Here is an 18061-nt window from a genome sequence, read left to right as displayed (position 1 = left end):
CGTGGCAAACGAACTAAAAAAAGTTGATGCAGTGATTGTGGGGTTCGGCTGGGCAGGCGCCATCATGGCGAAAGAGCTGACCGAAGCGGGTCTTAACGTCGTTGCGCTGGAGCGCGGTCCGCATCGCGACACCTATCCGGATGGCTCTTATCCGCAGTCAATTGATGAACTGACCTACAACGTCCGCAAAAAGCTGTTTCAGGACCTCTCCAAAAGCACCGTCACCATCCGTCATGATGCGTCGCAGACCGCAGTGCCTTATCGCCAGCTGGCGGCTTTTCTGCCCGGCACCGGCACCGGCGGTGCGGGCCTGCACTGGTCTGGCGTGCATTTCCGCGTCGATCCGGTTGAGCTGAATCTGCGCAGCCACTATGAGCAGCGCTACGGTAAAAGCTTTATCCCGGAAGGCATGACCATTCAGGATTTTGGCGTGAGCTATGATGAACTGGAACCGTTCTTCGACAAAGCCGAAAAGGTGTTTGGCACCTCAGGCAGCGCCTGGTCAGTTAACGGTAAAGTGGTCAACAAAGCACACGGCGGCAACCCGTTTGCGCCGGATCGCTCCAGCGACTTTCCGCTGCCGGCACAGAAGCGTACTTACTCTGCGCAGCTGTTTGCGCAGGCGGCGGAGTCGGTTGGCTATCACCCTTATGATATGCCGTCAGCAAACACCTCCGGACCGTACACCAATACCTATGACGCGCAGATGGGGCCGTGCAACTTCTGCGGCTTCTGCAGCGGCTACGCCTGCTACATGTATTCCAAAGCGTCACCCAACGTCAATATCCTGCCGGCACTGCGTCAGGAGCCGAAGTTTGAGCTGCGCAACAATTCGTACGTTCTGCGCGTCAATCTGACCGATGATAAAAAGCGCGCCACCGGTGTGACCTACCTTGATGGTCAGGGACGTGAAGTGGTGCAGCCAGCCGATCTGGTGATCCTCTCCGCATTCCAGTTCCACAACGTTCACCTGATGCTGCTGTCCGGGATCGGCAAACCATATAATCCAATCACTAATGAGGGCGTGGTAGGGCGCAACTTCGCCTATCAGAATCTCTCAACGCTGAAAGCGCTGTTTGATAAAAACACCACCACTAACCCGTTTATCGGTGCAGGCGGTGCGGGTGTTGCGGTAGATGACTTTAACGCAGACAACTTTGATCACGGCCCGCACGGCTTCGTGGGCGGTTCACCATTCTGGGTAAACCAGGCTGGCACCAAGCCTATCTCCGGCGTGCCGACGCCTGCCGGCACGCCAGGCTGGGGCAGTCAGTGGAAAGCAGCGGTAGCGGATACCTATACGCACCACGTCTCAATGGATGCGCACGGCGCGCACCAGTCCTATCGCGCTAACTATCTCGATCTCGATCCTAACTACAAAGATGCTTACGGCCAGCCGCTGCTGCGTATGACCTTTGACTGGCAGGATAACGACATCAAAATGGCGCAGTTTATGATTGGCAAGATGCGTAAGATCACCGAGGCGATGAACCCGAAAACCATCATTGGCTCCGCCAAAGCGCCGGGTACCCATTTTGATACGACCTCTTATCAGACCACGCATATGAGCGGCGGTGCGATCATGGGTGAAGATCCGCAGACCAGCGCGGTAAACCGCTATCTGCAGAGCTGGGATGTGCCAAACGTCTTTGTACCGGGGGCGTCCGCCTTCCCGCAGGGGCTGGGCTATAACCCGACCGGTATGGTTGCTGCACTGAGCTACTGGTCAGCGAAGGCGATCCGCGAACAGTATCTGAAAAACCCGGGGCCGCTGGTACAGGCATAAGGAACATGACGATGATGAAATCAGTTTTGGCCCTGATGCTGGGCACTCTGACGTTCAGCGCGCTGGCTGACGATACGGCCAGCGAATCGCTGATCAAACGCGGTGAATATCTGGCGCGCGCCGGAGACTGCGTGGCCTGCCATAGCACCGCAGGCGGCAAGCCGTTTGCCGGCGGACTGGCAATGGCGACGCCGATTGGCACAATCTACTCCACCAATATTACTCCCGATAAAGCGACCGGCATCGGTGACTACAGCTACGACGACTTCCAGAAGGCGGTGCGTCATGGCGTCGCAAAAAATGGTGATACGCTCTATCCGGCCATGCCTTATCCCTCTTACGCGGTGGTCAGCGATGAGGATATGAAAGCGCTCTATGCATATTTCATGCAAGGCGTTGCGCCGGTCAGCCAGGCGAACAAAGAGAGCGACATTCCCTGGCCGCTCTCCATGCGCTGGCCGCTGGCGATCTGGCGCGGCATCTTTGCACCAGACGTTAAAGCGTTCCAGCCCGCCGCGCAGGAAGATCCGGCGCTGGCGCGCGGCCGCTATCTGGTTGAGGGGCTCGGACACTGCGGGGCGTGTCATACGCCGCGCAGCATTACAATGCAGGAGAAAGCGCTGAACAACGGTGACGGCAGCGACTACCTTGCCGGCAGTAACGCCCCGATTGATGGCTGGACCGCCAGCAATCTGCGAGGCGACAACCGTGACGGGCTCGGCCGCTGGAGTGAAGAGGAGCTGAAGCAGTTCCTGCGCTTTGGCCGTAACGATCACACCGCCGCGTTTGGCGGCATGACCGAGGTGGTTGAACACAGCCTGCAGTACCTCAGCGATGAGGATATCAGCGCGATTGCGAAGTATCTGAAGTCGCTGGGCGCAAGAGATCCGCAGCAGGCGGTATTTACCCCGGATGACACGGTAGCGAAAGCGCTGTGGCACGGTGATGACAGCCAGCCGGGGGCATCGGTCTACGTAGACAGCTGCGCTGCGTGCCATAAAACGGATGGTTCGGGCTATCAGCGCTTCTATCCGGCACTGCGCGGCAATCCGGTTGTCATGGCTGAGGATCCTGCCTCGCTGATCCACATTGTGCTGGTGGGCGGTACGCTGCCAGGTGTCAAAGGCGCACCGACAGCCATCACCATGCCGGCATTTGGCTGGCGTCTCAGCGACCAGCAGGTTGCGGACGTGGTGAATTTTATCCGCAGCAGCTGGGGCAATGGCGTCACCACCCGCGTAACGGCCGGGGACGTGGCGAAACAGCGTAAGGATAAAACGGTACAGCCTTATCAGGGCAGCGCAGATATTCATGCATTAGAGAAGTAAACGCGCCTGCAGTGCGTTAATTATCCGGGCCTGGTGCCCGGATTTTTTATGGGTAAAAAACAGGTGCAGATCGCCTGAAGGCAGAGCAGACGCGGGTTGCACGCGATCGTCTACACTTAGTGGTGAGTGCAAAAAGCTCACTAACTGATAAGCGGAGGGAACGATGCAAGTAAGTCCTTATTTGTTTCTGTATGGTCGCTGTGAAGAAGCCATTGAATTTTACCTGCAGGCCACCGGCGGCAAAGTGCTGCAAAAAATGACCTTCGGTGATAATCCGGAGCAGGGGGAGCAGGTGGGCGACAAGTCTGCACCGCCGCTGCCGCCGGAAAAAATTATGCATGCACATCTGCAAATTGGTCAGGGCGAGCTGATGCTGAGTGACGGTGATACCAGCAAGCCACCGGCGTCTGAGCATGCCGGTTATGCGGTAAGTCTGGCAACTACCGATGAGAAAGAGGGCAAAGAGTGGTTTGATAAACTCTCTGCCGGCGGCAAAATCACGACCGAATGGCAGAAAACGTTCTGGTCAGATGGCTTCGGCATGTTTATCGATAAGTTCAACATTCCGTGGCGCATTAACGTCGTGAAATCGCAGGATTAAGTTCTCTGTTTTCGCCTCTCTGGCGCGCTGTCCGGAGAGGCGAACCCGTCATAATCAGAAGTTGTAACCCACCACCAGGTAGTAGCCCCAGCCGGTTGATTTCACTTCAAACGGACCCTTGCCAAAATTCAGCTCCTGACCATCTGCCCACTGACCGCCGTTATGGAAATAACGCGCAACGCCAGAGACGTGCCAGTGGTCGTAGTTCAGCGATAAGATATGGCTTGAGGCCACCGAGTTGCTGGTGCGCGAGCGGTCAGATTTGTCACGCAGATCGGAGCCCCAGTCAAAGTTGGTAAAACCGATATAGCTCAGCTTACCGCCCCACAGGTCGGTAATCGGCACAAAGTATTTTACCTTGAAGCGGTAGCCATCCCAGCTGTTCTCGTTGGCTGCGCCGTAGTTTTCCCACTGATATTTGGCGTAGACGTTAAGCGAGAGACCAACGTCGCTGTGGGTATCAATATCGGTACCGAGGCCCATATACCAGGTGTTCTGACGGTTGTCGCTGTTGCGGCCCATGTCGTAAATATAGTTGTTGGCAAAGAACCACTCTTTAAACGGACCGAACGCCAGGCTGGTACCCGCCAGCTTGTCCAGTGACAGGCGCGGCTCAATTTCCATAAACAGCGGCGTGCCGTGATCGAAGATGCCATTTGCGTTGCTGTTGCCCGCGCCAAAGAAGTTCGGCAAATCAATGTAGCCGTAAAAATCGAACCACTCCTGCTTGGTAAAGGCTTCATATTCCAGATAGACATCATTATTAAACTGCGGTCCGAAACGGGTATGGGTACTGCCCACCACGTTTACGCTCTGATGCCACCAGTCAGAAAGATATTGCGGATCGCTCTCTGCCTGCGCTGCGCCCATTCCGCTACCAATCAGTAATGCACCTGCTATCAACGATTTAAATTTCATTATTGTTTGACCACTTGCTGAGGATCGCCGCAGAAATGCCACGATCGGATGAGTACGTTCCCGGGTATTGAGCAGTATGCGGCGGTAACGCGTGCGAACTGTCAGCCGTCAGGCCCGCGTAATGTGCCTGTAACAGAGCGTTAGAAAATAGATTTTCATCACATTTGTCAAAAAGTGTTGCAATAGGATTCAGTTATTTTGTGAGGCTTGTCACATATTCTATCTGCAGCGAACGGAACTCCGCAACCGTTTACGTGGTCGCGAAGAGATACGATTGGGAGTGGGGCGCGGACGCCGGTTCCGTTCGCCGTCAGCGGCGGCGGCAGCCTGTGCCCCGGGGCGGAGGTTCCGGGACAGGCACCGGTTCCGGGACAGGCACCGGTTCCGTTCGCCGTCAGCAGCGGCAGCTGCCTCTGCCCCGGCGCGGCGACCGGGCAGAGGACGCCAGGCCGCGCCCTCTGCACTCCCCGGCCCTGCGCCAGCCCCGTCCGCCGCTGCGCGGTTCCCTCGCTCATGCCCGCTTCCCGGGGACCGGCCGCCATTCGCTCCTGCTCACCGCGCCCTTTCGCCTACGTCCTGTCGGCTCATCCCGGAATCGCGCCCTCCCTCGGCGGACCCGGATGGCGCTTCCCCCGGCTGCTGCTTTTTTTCTCTTTCTCGAATTTTTTATGGCTGAAGGTTTCGTGAAAACGCTTCAGACCACACCACAACATTTTTAAAAAACAAAATGAAGGGTTTGCAGGCGGGGAGAGGGGGCGCTATCCGCAGCGCCGGGCGCAGCGTGACGGCCAGGGCGAGCCGGCAGGACGCCGGCGAGAGCGCGGAGTGAGCAGGAGCGAATCCGCGCGGTCCGTTAAGGCCGGAGGGATGCGTCCGGGAATTCGCGAGGACGGCGCGGGGCGGGGATTGCTAAGGGGCGCGCCCACCCGCCCCTTAGCCCGTCCGCGTGCGGTAATGCCGCTGAAACTGCCAGAAGCCCGGCGGGCGGAACCCCCTCAGAGTCCCGCGCTGCCAGGCGCACAGCCCCCGCGCGGCTAAACGCACCGCTCCGCGCGGCTAAGCGCACCGCTCCGCGCGGCTAAGCGCACCGCTCCGTGCGGCTAAGCGCACCGCGTGCTATGGCAGCGTCACCCGCACCCGCAGTCCGCAGCGTTCACCTTCCGGGGTCAGACAGTTAGACAGCGCCACCTGCATCTGATGCTTTTGCGCCACGCTGCGCACAATCGACAGGCCAAGACCGCTGCCCTGCGCCTGCACATCCGGCGAACGGGTAAAGCGATCAAACGCCCGATCCAGAAACGACTCCGGCATGCCGGAACCGTTATCGACGATATCCACCACAATGCGATCGTCTGCGCGGTGCAGCAGCACATCCACCAGGCTTCCTTCAGGCGTATGCAGCATGGCGTTACCGATAACGTTATCAAACAGGGTGCGCAGTTCAGAACGGCTGGCCTGCAGGCGGTAACGTGCGCTGCCGCTATAGCCAATATCGATGCCGCGCTTATCGGCAACCACCATCAGCTGTTCAATACTCTCCTTCAGCAGATCGTCGATCTCGATCGTTTCCGCTGCCGGAACCGCGGAGCGATCCTCCTGGCGTGACACATCCAGCAGCTGTGTCACCAGATGACGGGTGCGGGTTACGCCCGCTTCCAGCTGATCAAACTGACGGCGCGCCTCGCCAGGCTGAATATGCTGTCGCAGATTCTCCAGCTGCAGCGTAACGGCGGTAACCGGCGTGCGCAGCTCGTGTGCGGCGTCCTCCAGAAACTGCCGCTGGGCGGACCAGGCGGCGCGCAGTTTGTCCAGCAGCGCATTGTAGGCGGCGACCAGCGGCAGCACTTCGTCAGGCAGGCCATCCGGCGACACCGTATGCGGATGCAGGCTCTCCTGCGCCGCGATCTGCCTGGACGCCACCAGCAGATTGCGCGTAATGGCGCGTACGATCAGCCAGATCAGCAGCAGCGACAGTGGCATCATCAGGATCAGCGGGATCACCGCCGACAGCACGCGCTTCACCATCAGGCTTTTCATGTAGCCGATATTATGCAGCACCTGCACGGTGCCGATTTCACTGCCCGCTTCGCCGGGACGGGTATAGACGCGCCATTCACAGTCGTCACCGCAGTCGCCAAGACGCAAATCGGACCAGCCGTGAACCGGCTGCAGCGGTGCCTGCAGCGCCGGCCACGAGCTGGCGCGCAGCTGATGATGCGTATCCCACAGCTGGACGATATAAGCGCTTTTAAGCCTGTCCTGATCGAGGATCATCGGCATCAGCGCGGGCATTGTCTGGCTGGCTGACCAGACGTCGGCCACTTTTGCGAGCTGATCGTCTTTCATCGAGCCCATCATGTCGCCGTAGCAGTGAAAGAAGTACCAGGTCACGCCACCAATCATCGCCAGATGCAGCAGCACCAGGCTCATTAGCAGCTTATTGCGCAGAGAGCGCAGAAACGTAAAATTTTTCATTGTGCCGGTACCCGCCAGCCAAGGCCGCGAACGTTGCGGATCGCTTCGTTCCCCAGTTTGCGCCGCATACCGTGGATCAGCACATCAACGGCGTTGCTGGTGACTTCTTCGCCCCAGCCATAGATGCGATTCTCCAGCTGCTCGCGTGAGAGGATCGCACCGGGTCGCTCCAGCAACGCATAGAGCAGGGCATATTCGCGAGCGGTGAGCTGTTCACGCTGGCCCTTATAGAGCACTTCCCGCGTCATCATATCCAGCTGCACGTCGCCGCTGCCGAGCAGCGAGTCGGCGGCACCGTGGCGGCGCCGGGTGATGGCACGCATACGCGCAAACACTTCCTGCAGATCAAAAGGCTTGAGCAGGTAATCATCCGCGCCGCTATCCAGCCCCTGAATGCGCTGGGCGACGCTGTCCCTGGCGGTCAGCACCAGTACCGGCGTCATATCACCGCGCGCGCGGGCGCGCCGCAGTACGTCGAGACCATCCTCACGCGGCAGGCCAAGGTCGAGCAGCACACAGGTGTAATTGCTTTCCGACCAGGCGTGCGAGGCAAACCGGCCGTCGCGCACCCAGTCTACCGACCAGCCTGCAGCTTCCAGCGCCTGCTGCAGGTTGGCACCAATCATTTCATCATCTTCTACCAGCAGCACGCGCATGGAGTCTCCTTATCAGTGTCGGGCAGTGTAACGCCGCTTTATTAGCAAACAATTATCGCCGCTGAATTTTTGCCGCTGCCCGCTTTGCTAATTCTGCGCTAATTCTTCGCTAATTAAGGGATAAATCTCCTGCGCTACAGTGGCCACTCAGGAACAGGCTGTTAAGCCGGAGGGTGCGATGAATCAGCGAGAGTTTATCCGTAGTTTACTGGAGTGGATTGAAGATAACTTAGGCCACGATCTGCATCTGGATGAGGTGGCGCGTCGATCGGGCTATTCACGCTGGCACCTGCAGCGCCTGTTTCGTCAGCACACCGGTTTTTCACTGGCTGAGTATATCCGTCAGCGCCGCCTGACGGAATCGGCGTTAACGCTGCTCAACAGTGACGACGCCATTTTGCAGGTTGCCATGAACTACGGTTTTGATACGCAGCAGGCCTACACCCGGACCTTTAAAAATTACTTTCGCGTCACGCCAGGACAGCTGCGTCGTCAGCGTCGCGTTGAGCCGGAGCGGCTGCTGCTGCCGTTTGCCGTCGCCGTATAAGAGACGGTGCCCGTACCGGCCGGCCTGCGGCGGAGAGAAAATCGGATGCAGAACGGCACAATACCTTTTAAGCTGCGGGGCATGTTTCTCTGACAGCCGGACCCATGAACCCTGGTGATAATCTGACAGCCATGCTGCTGTTTGCGCACGTGGCAGAGCGGCAAAGTTTCAGCGAAGCCGCGCGCATTCTCGGCGTCTCTAAATCCTATGTCAGCCGCGAAATTGCCCGGCTGGAGGTGCGGCTGGGGATCAAACTGCTGCAGCGTACCACGCGTCATGTGGCGCTGACCGGGCACGGTCAGGCGTACTACCCATTCTGCCTGCGCATGCTGGACGAGCTGCATCAGGCGGATACGTTTGTGCAGCAGCTGCATCAGCTGCCGGCCGGCAATCTGCGCCTGCAGGCTCCGGTGACATTTGGCTGTCAGTGTGTGGCGCCGGTGGTGGACGCCTTTATTCGCCGCCATATTCATCTGCATGTTGATCTGGACCTCACCACCAGCGACGATCCTCACCCTGACGCAGATATCACTATCGCGATCCGCAGCCGTGCACCGCAGGGAGGCGCCTGGCGCGAACTCAGTACTATCGACTGGGGCCTTTACGCTACGCCCGGCTATCTGACCGCGCATCCGCTGATTGATCATCCGCGCACCCTGACACGCCACAACCTGCTGCTGTTTCACGGTCCGGCACATACCGCCGCTCTGCCGTTCCGGCGTGACAAGCAGCGGCTGGCGCTGGAGGTACGCAGCCGCTTCCGCGCCAATAACAGTATGGCGCTGCTCAATGCCGCGCTGGCTGGCGGCGGCATTGCCTATCTGCCTTCCTATATGACGCGTGAGGCGCTGGCGCGCGGCGATATCCAGCCGGTGCTGAGCGACTGGCAGATGGATCGCTTTCACAGCTATCTGCTGCTGAAAGAGCAGCCGCAGCCTTCATCGCCGGTCACACAGCTGTGCGATGCGCTTATCACCGCGCTGCATGCTCCCTGATTGTTGCTGTCTGGCAACGGTGGCGGGCTGACAGGTAACTGTTCTGCGCCGCCTGTTTTCTGCCGTTTTGCGCTGTTAGCCTGATAAAAAACAGCCGGCGGGAGAAGGTATGCCACACGCATCATTATCATTAACAGCTGAACAGCAACACTGGAAGTGCAACCTGCTGGTCTGCACGCTGGGGTCATTTACTACCATTGTGGCGATGACGCTGCTGCTGCCGTTTCTGCCGATCTATGTTCAGCAGCTTGGTATTAAGGAGCCGGCGGCGATCGCCCGCTGGTCAGGTGCCGCCTATGCGGCCACGTTTCTGAGCGCCGCGCTGACGGCCCCGCTATGGGGCCGGCTGGCGGATCGCTATGGACGCAAACTGATGCTGATCCGCGCCAGTCTGGGCATGGCGATAGCCATGTCGCTGATTGGTATGGCCACCGCCCCCTGGCAGCTGGTGGCGCTGCGCCTGCTGGCCGGGTTGCTGGGGGGTTATGCCTCCGGCTCTACGATCCTGGTCGCCGCACAGACGCCGAAAGCCCACACCGGCTGGGCGCTGGGCATTCTCTCAGCGGGCATTATGGCAGGCAACGTCGCGGGGCCGCTGCTGGGCGGAATACTGCCGCCGCTGATTGGCATCCGTCACACCTTCTGGCTGACGGGTGCAGCGATCTTCCTTGCGTTTCTCGGCACGGCGTGTCTGCTGAAAGAGGCGCCGCGGCAGCCAGAACGCGCGGCTGAGGCAGGGCAGATCGCACCAGAGCAGCCTGCTAACCTGCGGGTGGTACGGCTGATGTGGCTGACGGCGATGCTGATGATGTTTGCCACCATGTCTGTCGAACCTATTATCACGCTCTATATTGCGCAGTTTGTGCAGGGCGAGCACGCGGTAACCGTCAACGCCGGGATTGTGATGGCGGCGGCCGCGCTGGGCAGCATTATCGCTGCGCCGCTTGCCGGGCGACTGGCGGATCGTATCGGACACGGCCGTGTATTGTTTGCCGGGCTGACAGTCAGCGCGCTGCTGCTGATCCCGCAGGCCTTTATCAGTCACGTATGGCAGCTTACCGGCCTGCGTTTTCTGATGGGTATGGCACTGGGCGGGCTGCTGCCCTGTATTACTGCGCTGATACGCCACCATGTCCCGCAGCAGCAGACGGGAAAAATGCTGGGCTATGCAACCTCGGCACAATATGCCGGACAGGTGACCGGGCCGCTCTGCGGCGGGATCGTCAGCGGAGCAGTTGGGATGCAGCCGGTGTTTCTGATCACCGCGCTGATGATGGCGCTGTGTGCTTTGCTGGTACGCAGCGTGGTGCGGGAGAGACAGGAGGCATAAAAAAGGCGGGCCACCGGCCCGCCTGATTTATGCTGCTGTTACGAAAGGTTATTTCGTATCAGGCAGCGCATAGGCAACCACGTAGTCGCCCAGTTTGGTGCCAAACGAGCCGTGACCGCCAGCCGCGATGACAACGTACTGCTTGCCGTTCGCTTCATAGGTCATCGGCGTTGCCTGACCACCGGCTGGCAGACGCGCCTGCCACAGCATTTCACCGGTGTTGGTATCAAACGCACGCAGATAGTTATCTGCCGTTGCGCCGATAAAGGCAACGTGTCCCGCCGTGGTGATTGGGCCGCCCAGCATTGGCATACCCATTTTAAACGGCAGCGGCAGTGGCGCGCTGTCGCGCACGGTACCAATGCGTTTTTTCCACACGGTTTCGTTGGTTTTCAGATCCACCGCTGAAATGTAACCCCAGGCTGGCTGTTTGCACGGCAGGCCAAAAGGTGACAGGAACGGATTCAGCTCAACGCCAAACGGCACGCCATACTGCGGCTGCACGCCGGTTTCAGTACCGGAACCGCCTTCCGCACCTTTCGGTGGCTCAGCCGGGTTGCCCGGTCCGCGTGGGATCAGTTTTGAGACAAACGGCAGCGCCATCGGGTTGGCGATAGCAATCTGACGATGTGGGTCAACGGCTATACCACCCCATTCAAACATGCCGAGGTTGCCCGGGAAGACCAGCGTACCCTGTTCAGATGGCGGCGTGAATGGACCTTCATAGCGCAGGCGTTTAAAGATCACGCGGCACACCAGCTGGTCAAACATCGTCGCGCCCCACATATCCTTGTCAGTCAGATTCTGCTTAGGACGGTAGGTCAGCTCAGAGTAAGGCTGCGTCGGTGATACGTGGTCACCTTTCGCTGCGCCCTGCGGAACCGGGGTTTCCGGTGCCGGTACGACCAGCTTGCCGTTGCGGCGATCCAGCACAAAGATGTTACCGGTTTTCGCCGGTGCATAGATCACCGGAACGGTGTTGCCATCTTTGTCGGTGATATCAGCCAGCGTCGGCTGAGAAGGCAGGTCCATATCCCACAGGTCGTGATGCACGGTCTGATAAGACCAGACCAGCTTACCGGTGGTGGCATTCAGCGCCAGAACGCTGTTTGCATAATGCTCCTGCTCAGGCGTACGGTTGCCGCCCCAGATATCCGGAGTAGACACGCCCATTGGCAGATAAACGATATCCAGTTTCGGATCGTAAACCGCCGGTGCCCATGAGTTCGGTGAATTCAGGGTATAGGTGTGCTCATCTTCCGGAATCGCGTTAGGATCTTTCGCGCCCGGATCGAATGCCCACAGCAGTTTGCCGGTGTTGACGTCAAAGCCGCGGATCACACCCGATGGCTCACGGGTAGAGTAGTTATCGGTTACGGCACCGGCGATCACGATAGTGGTATCGGTGATAATCGGTGGCGAGGTCGGTTCATACTGACCTGGGGTAGTAACCGGCTGCTTGTGCTGCAGGTCCAGCTCGCCGTTGTTACCAAATGACGGGCAGCGTTCGCCGGTTTCCGCATCCAGTGCAAACAGACGACCATCGTTGACCGGCAGATAGATGCGACGCGCGCAGAGTGCCGGCTGAGTTGCCGCGCTATCCGCTGCTGCAGGGGTTTCATGATAGGAAACGCCGCGGCAGGTGATGTGCTGAAAGGTCGGATTCTGCTTCAGAGCCGGATCAAACTTCCACTTCTGCTTACCGGTTGTGGCATCCAGTGCAAACAGGATCTGGTGCGGTGAGCAGAGATAGAGCGTGTCGCGGATTTTAATCGGCGTTACTTCATCAGTGATTTCACCCGGATCGTTAGCATTTTTCAGATCGCCGGTCTGGAACTGCCAGGCAACCTGCAGCTCTTTAACGTTGCTGGTGTTGATCTGCTTCAGCGGAGAGAAACGGGTGCCCTGCTGATCGCGCGCATACGCCGGCCAGTCAGCATCAGCAATATTGCTGATAGGCTGAGTCTGTGAAGTGGCCGCTGCAGCAGGCAGTTCGCCATTCAGCTCCTGCGGATCGTGGAAAACGGCCCACGCCAGAACCAGTACGCTGGCAATCAGCGCCACCAGCATCGCGCCTCTGCCGGCAGGATTAAACGCGCGGCAGACGAAAGGCAGGATCAACCAGATACCGAAAATCACCAGCACATCGGTGCGCGGTGCCAGCGCCCAGAAGTCGAAGCCGACTTCCCATACGCCCCAGATCAGCGTGCCGAGCAGCAGCAGCGCATACAGCATCAGCGCGGCGCTACTGCGACGCCAGAGCAGAACAGCGGTGATCAGCATCATCACACCGCCAATAACGTAGTACCAGGAACCTCCAATGGTAGCTAACCAAACGCCACCAACCAGCATAAACGCGCCTGTCAGCAGTGCGAACAGCACCGTGAGTAAGCGGATTACGCCAAAAGATGAGGAAGCTTTCCCCATAATATTGACCTCTTTCTTTGCCATAGAAAAACAAAGGAAACAACGCTTCAGGCTGTTTCCCGACATAGAGTACGAAGTGAGCAGAAATGTTCACGCAGCGTTCTTCCGTGACGCCAGATGATCCCTTTGCGTTAAATTTTATCTTAAAAACGTTAACGAGTTTGCTTTTTTTAGCGGTTTTAACTCTGTCTGGCTAAATCCTGCGACATTTTATGGGGGAATAGCGGCGTTAATTCCGATCAAATCAGGTTGCCACGCCGCGGAGTAGCAGATTGTGTAAACGGTTACCCTAAAAAAGCGTGCCGGGTGTGCGCTGTTGCTGCCAGCCGCTTAACTGCAGACGCTGGTAATGTTCGCTATTCAGCGTCAGTTGTGCGGTACGTAATATAACATCTGCTTCTCTTTCCCTGAGAGACTCAATTAAAAACGGAAAGCTGAACTTGAGATAATTATCGTTAAAAAAATCTTCAGCTAAAACCACGCCGCTAAATGGAAACGCCACGATTTTTTTCCATTCTGTTCCCGGCGGCGCGAGATCGCACAACCAGAATGAGAAGTGGTGCGCAACGGCAAGCAGGGGAGCACCACCCTGTAGCAGCCCTGCATAATCAATTGCCAGACGGACGTGCGCAGCCTGCAGCATCGGATAATTTTCCGGGGCGCGCAAAAATTCCATCAGGCTATTTCCCGCCAGCGGAATAATTATTAATTCAGGTGTGTCAGGCAACTGATTATGCAAAGCAATTATGTTATGTCCATTAAGTAATGTATCAGCATCCTGCTCGCAATGCATAAAGGGTGCTGAATAACACACGCCGCACAGCGTGTTGTCAAAGCGATGAATGCGCTCAGTAACATAAGGATTATAAGTACTGTTTTTCATGTATCTCTGCAAAAAAATTATTAACCGGAACGATATGTTTTATTATAAATGCGTGTTATGTCTGTAATTTACCGGCGGCTAATATAGATCGAAAGAGAGTGCCAAATCACCTTTTTTTACCTGTCTCTGATACAGAGATATTCCTGGCGTTAAAAAGGATAATTAAGCTGTTAATTCAGTAATCAATAAATTAATACCTGTTTTCCATCGATAACAATAACCTTCCTGATATATAGAGGCCAATGTTTATTGCTCAGGCGGTTAACCTGCTGTTTCAAAAGCGCACAACCCGCCATTGCCTGCCAGAGTGTTATCGCGCACTCTCAGAGAGACAAAACGATAACAGAAGCTGCTGCCTGGCTTCTGACCAGATTAGTGCAATGACGCTAATCAGTTAATTATTTCAGGATGGGATCATATGACAGGTTTAAAAAGCACTGCTGCAGAAGCGTCACTGCTGCGGCATCGATCGTTTGTGGCTTTCTGGCTGGCGCGCACCTGCTCGTCATTCGGCTTCCAGATGTTTTCAGTGGCGGTCAGCTGGCAAATCTATGCGCTGACACACAGTGCGCTGGCGCTGGGCATGATCGGTTTAATGCAGTTTTTACCCTCGGTACTGCTGGCGTTGCCGGCCGGTCATCTGGCCGATCAGCACGATCGCCGTCGTATTGTTCTGGTGGGCCAGCTGATTGAGTGGGTAGCGCTGCTTGGCCTGGTGGCGCTGACGCTGCTGCACTGGGCCGGCAGGATAGAGATCTGGGGACTGGTGTTTCTGATCTCAGTGGCAAAAGCGCTGGAGTGGCCGGCCATTACATCAATGCTGCCGGCGCTGGTGCCGCCGCCGGTTCTGGCCCGCGCCATGGCGGCCAGTTCAGTGGGGGGTCAGGCAGCGGTGATCGTCGGCCCGACGCTGGGGGGCCTGCTGTATGTCGCCGGACCTGAAGTGGTATATGGCGTCTCAGCGCTGTTCTATCTCTTCTCACTTGTCCTGATTAGCCGCCTGCGCTACGCGCGGCCGCCTCAGTCGCGTATGCCGATGAACCTGACCAATATGTTCGCCGGCGTGCGCTTTATCCGTGAACGCAAAGATGTGCTGGGCGTGATCTCGCTTGACCTGTTTGCCGTCCTGCTGGGCGGCGCCACGGCGCTGTTGCCGATTTTTGCGCAGGATGTTCTGCATACCGGGCCGTGGGGGCTGGGTATGCTGCGCGGTGCACCTTCAGTCGGGGCGCTGGTAGTGGGTGTCTGGCTTAGCCGCAATAAACTGGAAAAGCATGTCGGTATGATTATGTTTGGCTCGGTTGCCGGTTTTGGTCTGGCGACGCTGCTGTTTGCGCTCTCAACTCAGCTCTGGCTTTCACTGCTGGCGCTGGCTGCGCTGGGAGGGTTCGATATGGTCAGCATGGTGATCCGCGGTGCGCTGGTACAGCTGGATACGCCGGATGATATGCGTGGCCGCGTCAACGCCGTCAACGCTATCTTTATCAATACCTCTAACCAGCTGGGGGAGTTTGAATCGGGCCTGCTGGCCGCGTGGCTGGGGGCGGTACCGGCGGCTGCGCTGGGCGGAATAGGGACGCTGGTAGTGGTAGCCGTCTGGATGACGCTTTTTCCGCATCTGCGCAAACGGCAAAAGCTGGAGAATGAAAGCGGCGTGTAGATGAGTGTGCCCGGAGCAGCATCACGCCGCCGGGCATATCAGCAGACCGGCAGCAGGGTGCCGGTCTGCCTGTCGGCATCGCGTTATGCGACGCCGTTAACCAGGATAACGCGGTAGTTAGCGCCTTTCACGCGGTGCGCTTTCGCTTCCTGATAAGCCGGGCTGTGATACCAGGCGCGCGCGGCGTCCATATCCGCAAACGCCAGAACGACAACGCCTTCGGCATCGCGCCCCTCCAGCACTTCCTGTTCGCCATAGAAAGCCAGCGGCGTGATCTGATGATCGCCCCGCGCGTCGCCCGCTTTCTGTGAATAGGTTGCCAGCTCATCTTTGTCCAGCGTCTCATCCTTAATCATTACCATATAAGCGGTCATTACTTCTCTCCCCGTGCCTGACGTTTATCTTCGGTGTTGTGCTCAAAATCACTGGCGTCATGCCGCTCCAGCAGCTGATCCTGCGGCTCAGCGCCAAAGGCGCGATTAACTTTGCGCCCGCGGACTACCGCCGGACGTTCCGCGATCTCCTTCGCCCAGCGCACCACGTTGGTGTAAGCCTGCACATCCAGAAACTCTGCTGCACCATACAGGCCGTTCAGCACCAGGTTGCCATACCAGGGCCAGGTTGCGATATCAGCGATGGTATAGGCGTCGCCTGCGAGGAAGCGGTGATCAGCCAGCTGACGATCCAGCACATCCAGCTGGCGCTTCGCCTCCAGCGTAAAGCGGTTAATGGCGTATTCAATTTTCTCAGGCGCATAGTGGTAGAAGTGGCCAAAGCCGCCGCCAAGATAGGGCGCAGAGCCCTGCAGCCAGAAGAGCCAGTTCAGGGTTTCAGTGCGGCCCGCCATATCTTCCGGAATAAAGTAGCCAAACTTTTCTGCCAGATAGAGCAGGATGTTACCCGATTCAAATACCCGCTGCGGTGGCGTCACGGAGTGGTCACTCAGCGCCGGAATTTTGGAGTTAGGGTTCACATCAACAAAACCGCTGGAGAACTGATCGCCTTCGCCGATGCGGATGAGCCAGGCGTCATACTCTGCCTCTTTCACACCCACCGCCAGCAGCTCCTCCAGCAGAATAGTGACCTTCTGACCATTTGGTGTACCAAGCGAGTAGAGCTGCAGCGGATGCTGACCGACCGGCAGCGCCTGTTCATGCGTGGCGCCAGCGGCGGGGCGGTTGGTTTTGGCACCGTTGCCTTTGGCTTCCGGTTCCCAGGTCCAGACTTTTGCGGGCTGATACTGATTATCTGACATCGTCATTTCACCTTATGGTCGTGAGCGTTGTGCTGCCACTGAGTGTAGCAGCGCAATCCCGCACCCATTTAACCGCGCTGGCGGTGAGCGTGCCGGTCAGATCAGGTACAGTTCTCCTGGGTATAGAGCATAAAGTCGACTTTGCCGGGCGCGTAAGTATCAGGCTGCTCACGCTCTTCCAGATGCCGCAGCAGCAGCGTCAGGGCGAGTTCGGCGTGGCGCTGCGTATTCTGATCGAGCGTCAGGGTCAGAATACGCTGCTGCAGCAGCTGGCGCGTGGTCGCATAGAGTTCATGCGTCACATAAACCGTGCTGCCGCACAGCCGGTGGCGCGCCAGCGCTTCATAAATCTGGGTATTGCCCATGCCGGTGTTATAGAGTCCGGCGATCTGGCGCGATCCCGCCAGCGTTTTCTCCAGCAGCCGGCTGATGCGTTCACGATCGTCCTGACCGGCGAGGATCTCACGCAGTCGCAGCTCCGGGAAGCGCTCAGCCAGTACCTGCTGAAAACCTTCTATACGCTGCTGATGCGCAAGGTAGTCAGCACGACCGCTGATCAGCACCACGTCCCCTGTACGGGCCGCCATACTGCCCAGCATCAGGCCCGCCGTGCGTCCCGCTTTGTATTGATCGATGCCGACGTGGCAGAGCCGCGCCGCGTCAGGCAGATCGCTGACCAGCGTGATGACCGGCACGCCCCGCGCCTGGCAGGCGGCCAGCGCGTGATAGATCAGCGGGCTGGCGTGGGCAAAAACAATGAGTCCGTCCCGCTTTTTACTGCCGGAATCGATGTGTGCTGCCAGTTTTTCCGGGGCATCTTCCGGGATCAGCGTGCGATGCAGCCGGACCCGCCGGTAGCCCAGCGCATCCGCCAGACGGGCAAACTCCTGCGCCAGCTGCTGAAAGAAGAAGGAGCCGTTGCCGCTCAGGATGACCTCGATCTGCCAGCTGTGACGATGCTCCTCCGGCAGAATACGTTTTAAGCCCGCCTCCCGGGCCGCCTGCAGCACTTTTCGCGTCATGGCGGGTGAGACACCGCCGCGATCGTTTAACACCCGATCCACGGTTGCGACGCCAACGCCTGCGCGCTTCGCCAGTCCGGCCAGCGTGGTTGTTTTCATTTGAGTGAATTCCATCAAAAACTGCGTTCTGACAGCCTGCCAGAACGGGATATTTTGACAAGACAGGGCATTCTGAAGT

General features: G+C 58.0%; 15 protein-coding genes. 7 read left to right on the top strand and 8 right to left on the bottom strand.

Annotation, left to right across the window (positions count from 1 at the left end):
- Position 1 precedes the first annotated feature (1 nt).
- The 3 genes from BBA90_RS17990 (at position 2) to yjdN (ending at position 3715) form a co-directional block, all read left to right on the top strand.
- Entirely contained in the window at positions 2-1786 is a 1785-nt protein-coding gene (locus BBA90_RS17990) for a GMC family oxidoreductase (protein ID WP_065650326.1), read from the top strand.
- 11 nt (positions 1787-1797) lie between these two features.
- Positions 1798-3114, top strand: a complete 1317-nt coding sequence (locus BBA90_RS17985; RefSeq protein ID WP_065650325.1) for a c-type cytochrome — start codon at positions 1798-1800, stop codon at positions 3112-3114.
- 163 nt (positions 3115-3277) lie between these two features.
- Complete coding sequence (gene yjdN / locus BBA90_RS17980; RefSeq protein ID WP_039382083.1) at positions 3278-3715, top strand: VOC family metalloprotein YjdN; 438 nt, start codon at positions 3278-3280, stop codon at positions 3713-3715.
- A 54-nt stretch (positions 3716-3769) separates the two neighbouring features.
- On the opposite strand, the gene BBA90_RS17975 is transcribed toward yjdN, so the two are convergent.
- The 3 genes from BBA90_RS17975 to BBA90_RS17965 all read right to left on the bottom strand — a co-directional run bounded on the left by BBA90_RS17975 (position 3770) and on the right by BBA90_RS17965 (position 7764).
- Positions 3770-4633: a nucleoside-specific channel-forming protein Tsx gene (locus tag BBA90_RS17975; RefSeq protein WP_065650324.1), complete on the bottom strand. Its 864-nt coding sequence runs from the start codon at positions 4631-4633 to the stop codon at positions 3770-3772.
- Positions 4634-5749: 1116 nt separating this feature from the next.
- Positions 5750-7108: a sensor histidine kinase gene (locus BBA90_RS17970; protein WP_065650323.1), complete on the bottom strand. Its 1359-nt coding sequence runs from the start codon at positions 7106-7108 to the stop codon at positions 5750-5752.
- Complete coding sequence (locus BBA90_RS17965; RefSeq protein WP_065650322.1) at positions 7105-7764, bottom strand: response regulator; 660 nt, start codon at positions 7762-7764, stop codon at positions 7105-7107. The genes BBA90_RS17970 and BBA90_RS17965 overlap by 4 nt, the downstream gene beginning before the upstream one ends.
- Positions 7765-7942: 178 nt before the next feature.
- Between BBA90_RS17965 and BBA90_RS17960 the strand changes: the two genes are divergently transcribed.
- The 3 genes from BBA90_RS17960 (at position 7943) to BBA90_RS17950 (ending at position 10636) form a co-directional block, all read left to right on the top strand.
- Entirely contained in the window at positions 7943-8311 is a 369-nt protein-coding gene (locus tag BBA90_RS17960; RefSeq protein ID WP_065650321.1) for a helix-turn-helix domain-containing protein, read from the top strand.
- Between the two features lie 104 nt (positions 8312-8415).
- Complete coding sequence (locus tag BBA90_RS17955) at positions 8416-9306, top strand: LysR family transcriptional regulator (protein WP_065650320.1); 891 nt, start codon at positions 8416-8418, stop codon at positions 9304-9306.
- 109 nt (positions 9307-9415) lie between these two features.
- Entirely contained in the window at positions 9416-10636 is a 1221-nt protein-coding gene (locus BBA90_RS17950; protein WP_065650319.1) for an MFS transporter, read from the top strand.
- A gap of 48 nt (positions 10637-10684) precedes the next feature.
- Here BBA90_RS17950 and BBA90_RS17945 read toward each other — a convergent pair whose 3' ends face one another.
- Both BBA90_RS17945 and BBA90_RS17940 read right to left on the bottom strand, forming a co-directional pair.
- The gene (locus BBA90_RS17945) at positions 10685-13063 is read right to left on the bottom strand and encodes a glucose/quinate/shikimate family membrane-bound PQQ-dependent dehydrogenase (RefSeq protein WP_065650518.1); all 2379 of its coding nucleotides are present in this window, start codon (positions 13061-13063) and stop codon (positions 10685-10687) included.
- A 289-nt stretch (positions 13064-13352) separates the two neighbouring features.
- Positions 13353-13946: a hypothetical protein gene (locus tag BBA90_RS17940; RefSeq protein ID WP_065650318.1), complete on the bottom strand. Its 594-nt coding sequence runs from the start codon at positions 13944-13946 to the stop codon at positions 13353-13355.
- A gap of 418 nt (positions 13947-14364) precedes the next feature.
- Here BBA90_RS17940 and BBA90_RS17935 point away from each other — a divergent pair, with 418 nt between their 5' ends.
- Entirely contained in the window at positions 14365-15606 is a 1242-nt protein-coding gene (locus BBA90_RS17935; RefSeq protein ID WP_065650317.1) for an MFS transporter, read from the top strand.
- A gap of 83 nt (positions 15607-15689) precedes the next feature.
- Here the strand turns inward: BBA90_RS17935 and BBA90_RS17930 are convergent, their stop codons facing one another.
- The 3 genes from BBA90_RS17930 to BBA90_RS17920 all read right to left on the bottom strand — a co-directional run bounded on the left by BBA90_RS17930 (position 15690) and on the right by BBA90_RS17920 (position 17982).
- Entirely contained in the window at positions 15690-15980 is a 291-nt protein-coding gene (locus tag BBA90_RS17930; protein ID WP_039382107.1) for a DUF1330 domain-containing protein, read from the bottom strand.
- Positions 15980-16861, bottom strand: coding sequence for a glutathione-dependent disulfide-bond oxidoreductase (gene yghU / locus BBA90_RS17925; protein ID WP_065650316.1), 882 nt, complete (start codon positions 16859-16861; stop codon positions 15980-15982). Before yghU ends, BBA90_RS17930 begins: the two co-directional genes overlap by 1 nt.
- Before the next feature lie 101 nt (positions 16862-16962).
- Entirely contained in the window at positions 16963-17982 is a 1020-nt protein-coding gene (locus BBA90_RS17920) for a LacI family DNA-binding transcriptional regulator (RefSeq protein ID WP_065650315.1), read from the bottom strand.
- Between the last annotated feature and the right edge of the window lie 79 nt (positions 17983-18061).

The sequence above is a fragment of the Pantoea eucrina genome, assembly GCF_001691555.1.
GTDB lineage: Bacteria > Pseudomonadota > Gammaproteobacteria > Enterobacterales > Enterobacteriaceae > Pantoea > Pantoea borealis.
Note: the sequence above shows the minus strand (reverse complement) of the source record. Positions and strands in the feature narration are given on the sequence as shown.

Excerpts from the sequence above, each read along its gene's own strand:
- BBA90_RS17985 (WP_065650325.1), top strand. The coding sequence starts at position 1,798 with ATGATGAAATCAGTTTTGGCCCTGATGCTGGGCACTCTGACGTTCAGC.
- yjdN (WP_039382083.1), top strand. The coding sequence starts at position 3,278 with ATGCAAGTAAGTCCTTATTTGTTTCTGTATGGTCGCTGTGAAGAAGCC.
- BBA90_RS17975 (WP_065650324.1), bottom strand. The coding sequence starts at position 4,633 with ATGAAATTTAAATCGTTGATAGCAGGTGCATTACTGATTGGTAGCGGA.
- BBA90_RS17970 (WP_065650323.1), bottom strand. The coding sequence starts at position 7,108 with ATGAAAAATTTTACGTTTCTGCGCTCTCTGCGCAATAAGCTGCTAATG.
- BBA90_RS17965 (WP_065650322.1), bottom strand. The coding sequence starts at position 7,764 with ATGCGCGTGCTGCTGGTAGAAGATGATGAAATGATTGGTGCCAACCTG.
- BBA90_RS17960 (WP_065650321.1), top strand. The coding sequence starts at position 7,943 with ATGAATCAGCGAGAGTTTATCCGTAGTTTACTGGAGTGGATTGAAGAT.
- BBA90_RS17955 (WP_065650320.1), top strand. The coding sequence starts at position 8,416 with ATGAACCCTGGTGATAATCTGACAGCCATGCTGCTGTTTGCGCACGTG.
- BBA90_RS17950 (WP_065650319.1), top strand. The coding sequence starts at position 9,416 with ATGCCACACGCATCATTATCATTAACAGCTGAACAGCAACACTGGAAG.
- BBA90_RS17945 (WP_065650518.1), bottom strand. The coding sequence starts at position 13,063 with ATGGGGAAAGCTTCCTCATCTTTTGGCGTAATCCGCTTACTCACGGTG.
- BBA90_RS17940 (WP_065650318.1), bottom strand. The coding sequence starts at position 13,946 with ATGAAAAACAGTACTTATAATCCTTATGTTACTGAGCGCATTCATCGC.
- BBA90_RS17935 (WP_065650317.1), top strand. The coding sequence starts at position 14,365 with ATGACAGGTTTAAAAAGCACTGCTGCAGAAGCGTCACTGCTGCGGCAT.
- BBA90_RS17930 (WP_039382107.1), bottom strand. The coding sequence starts at position 15,980 with ATGACCGCTTATATGGTAATGATTAAGGATGAGACGCTGGACAAAGAT.
- yghU (WP_065650316.1), bottom strand. The coding sequence starts at position 16,861 with ATGTCAGATAATCAGTATCAGCCCGCAAAAGTCTGGACCTGGGAACCG.
- BBA90_RS17920 (WP_065650315.1), bottom strand. The coding sequence starts at position 17,982 with ATGAAAACAACCACGCTGGCCGGACTGGCGAAGCGCGCAGGCGTTGGC.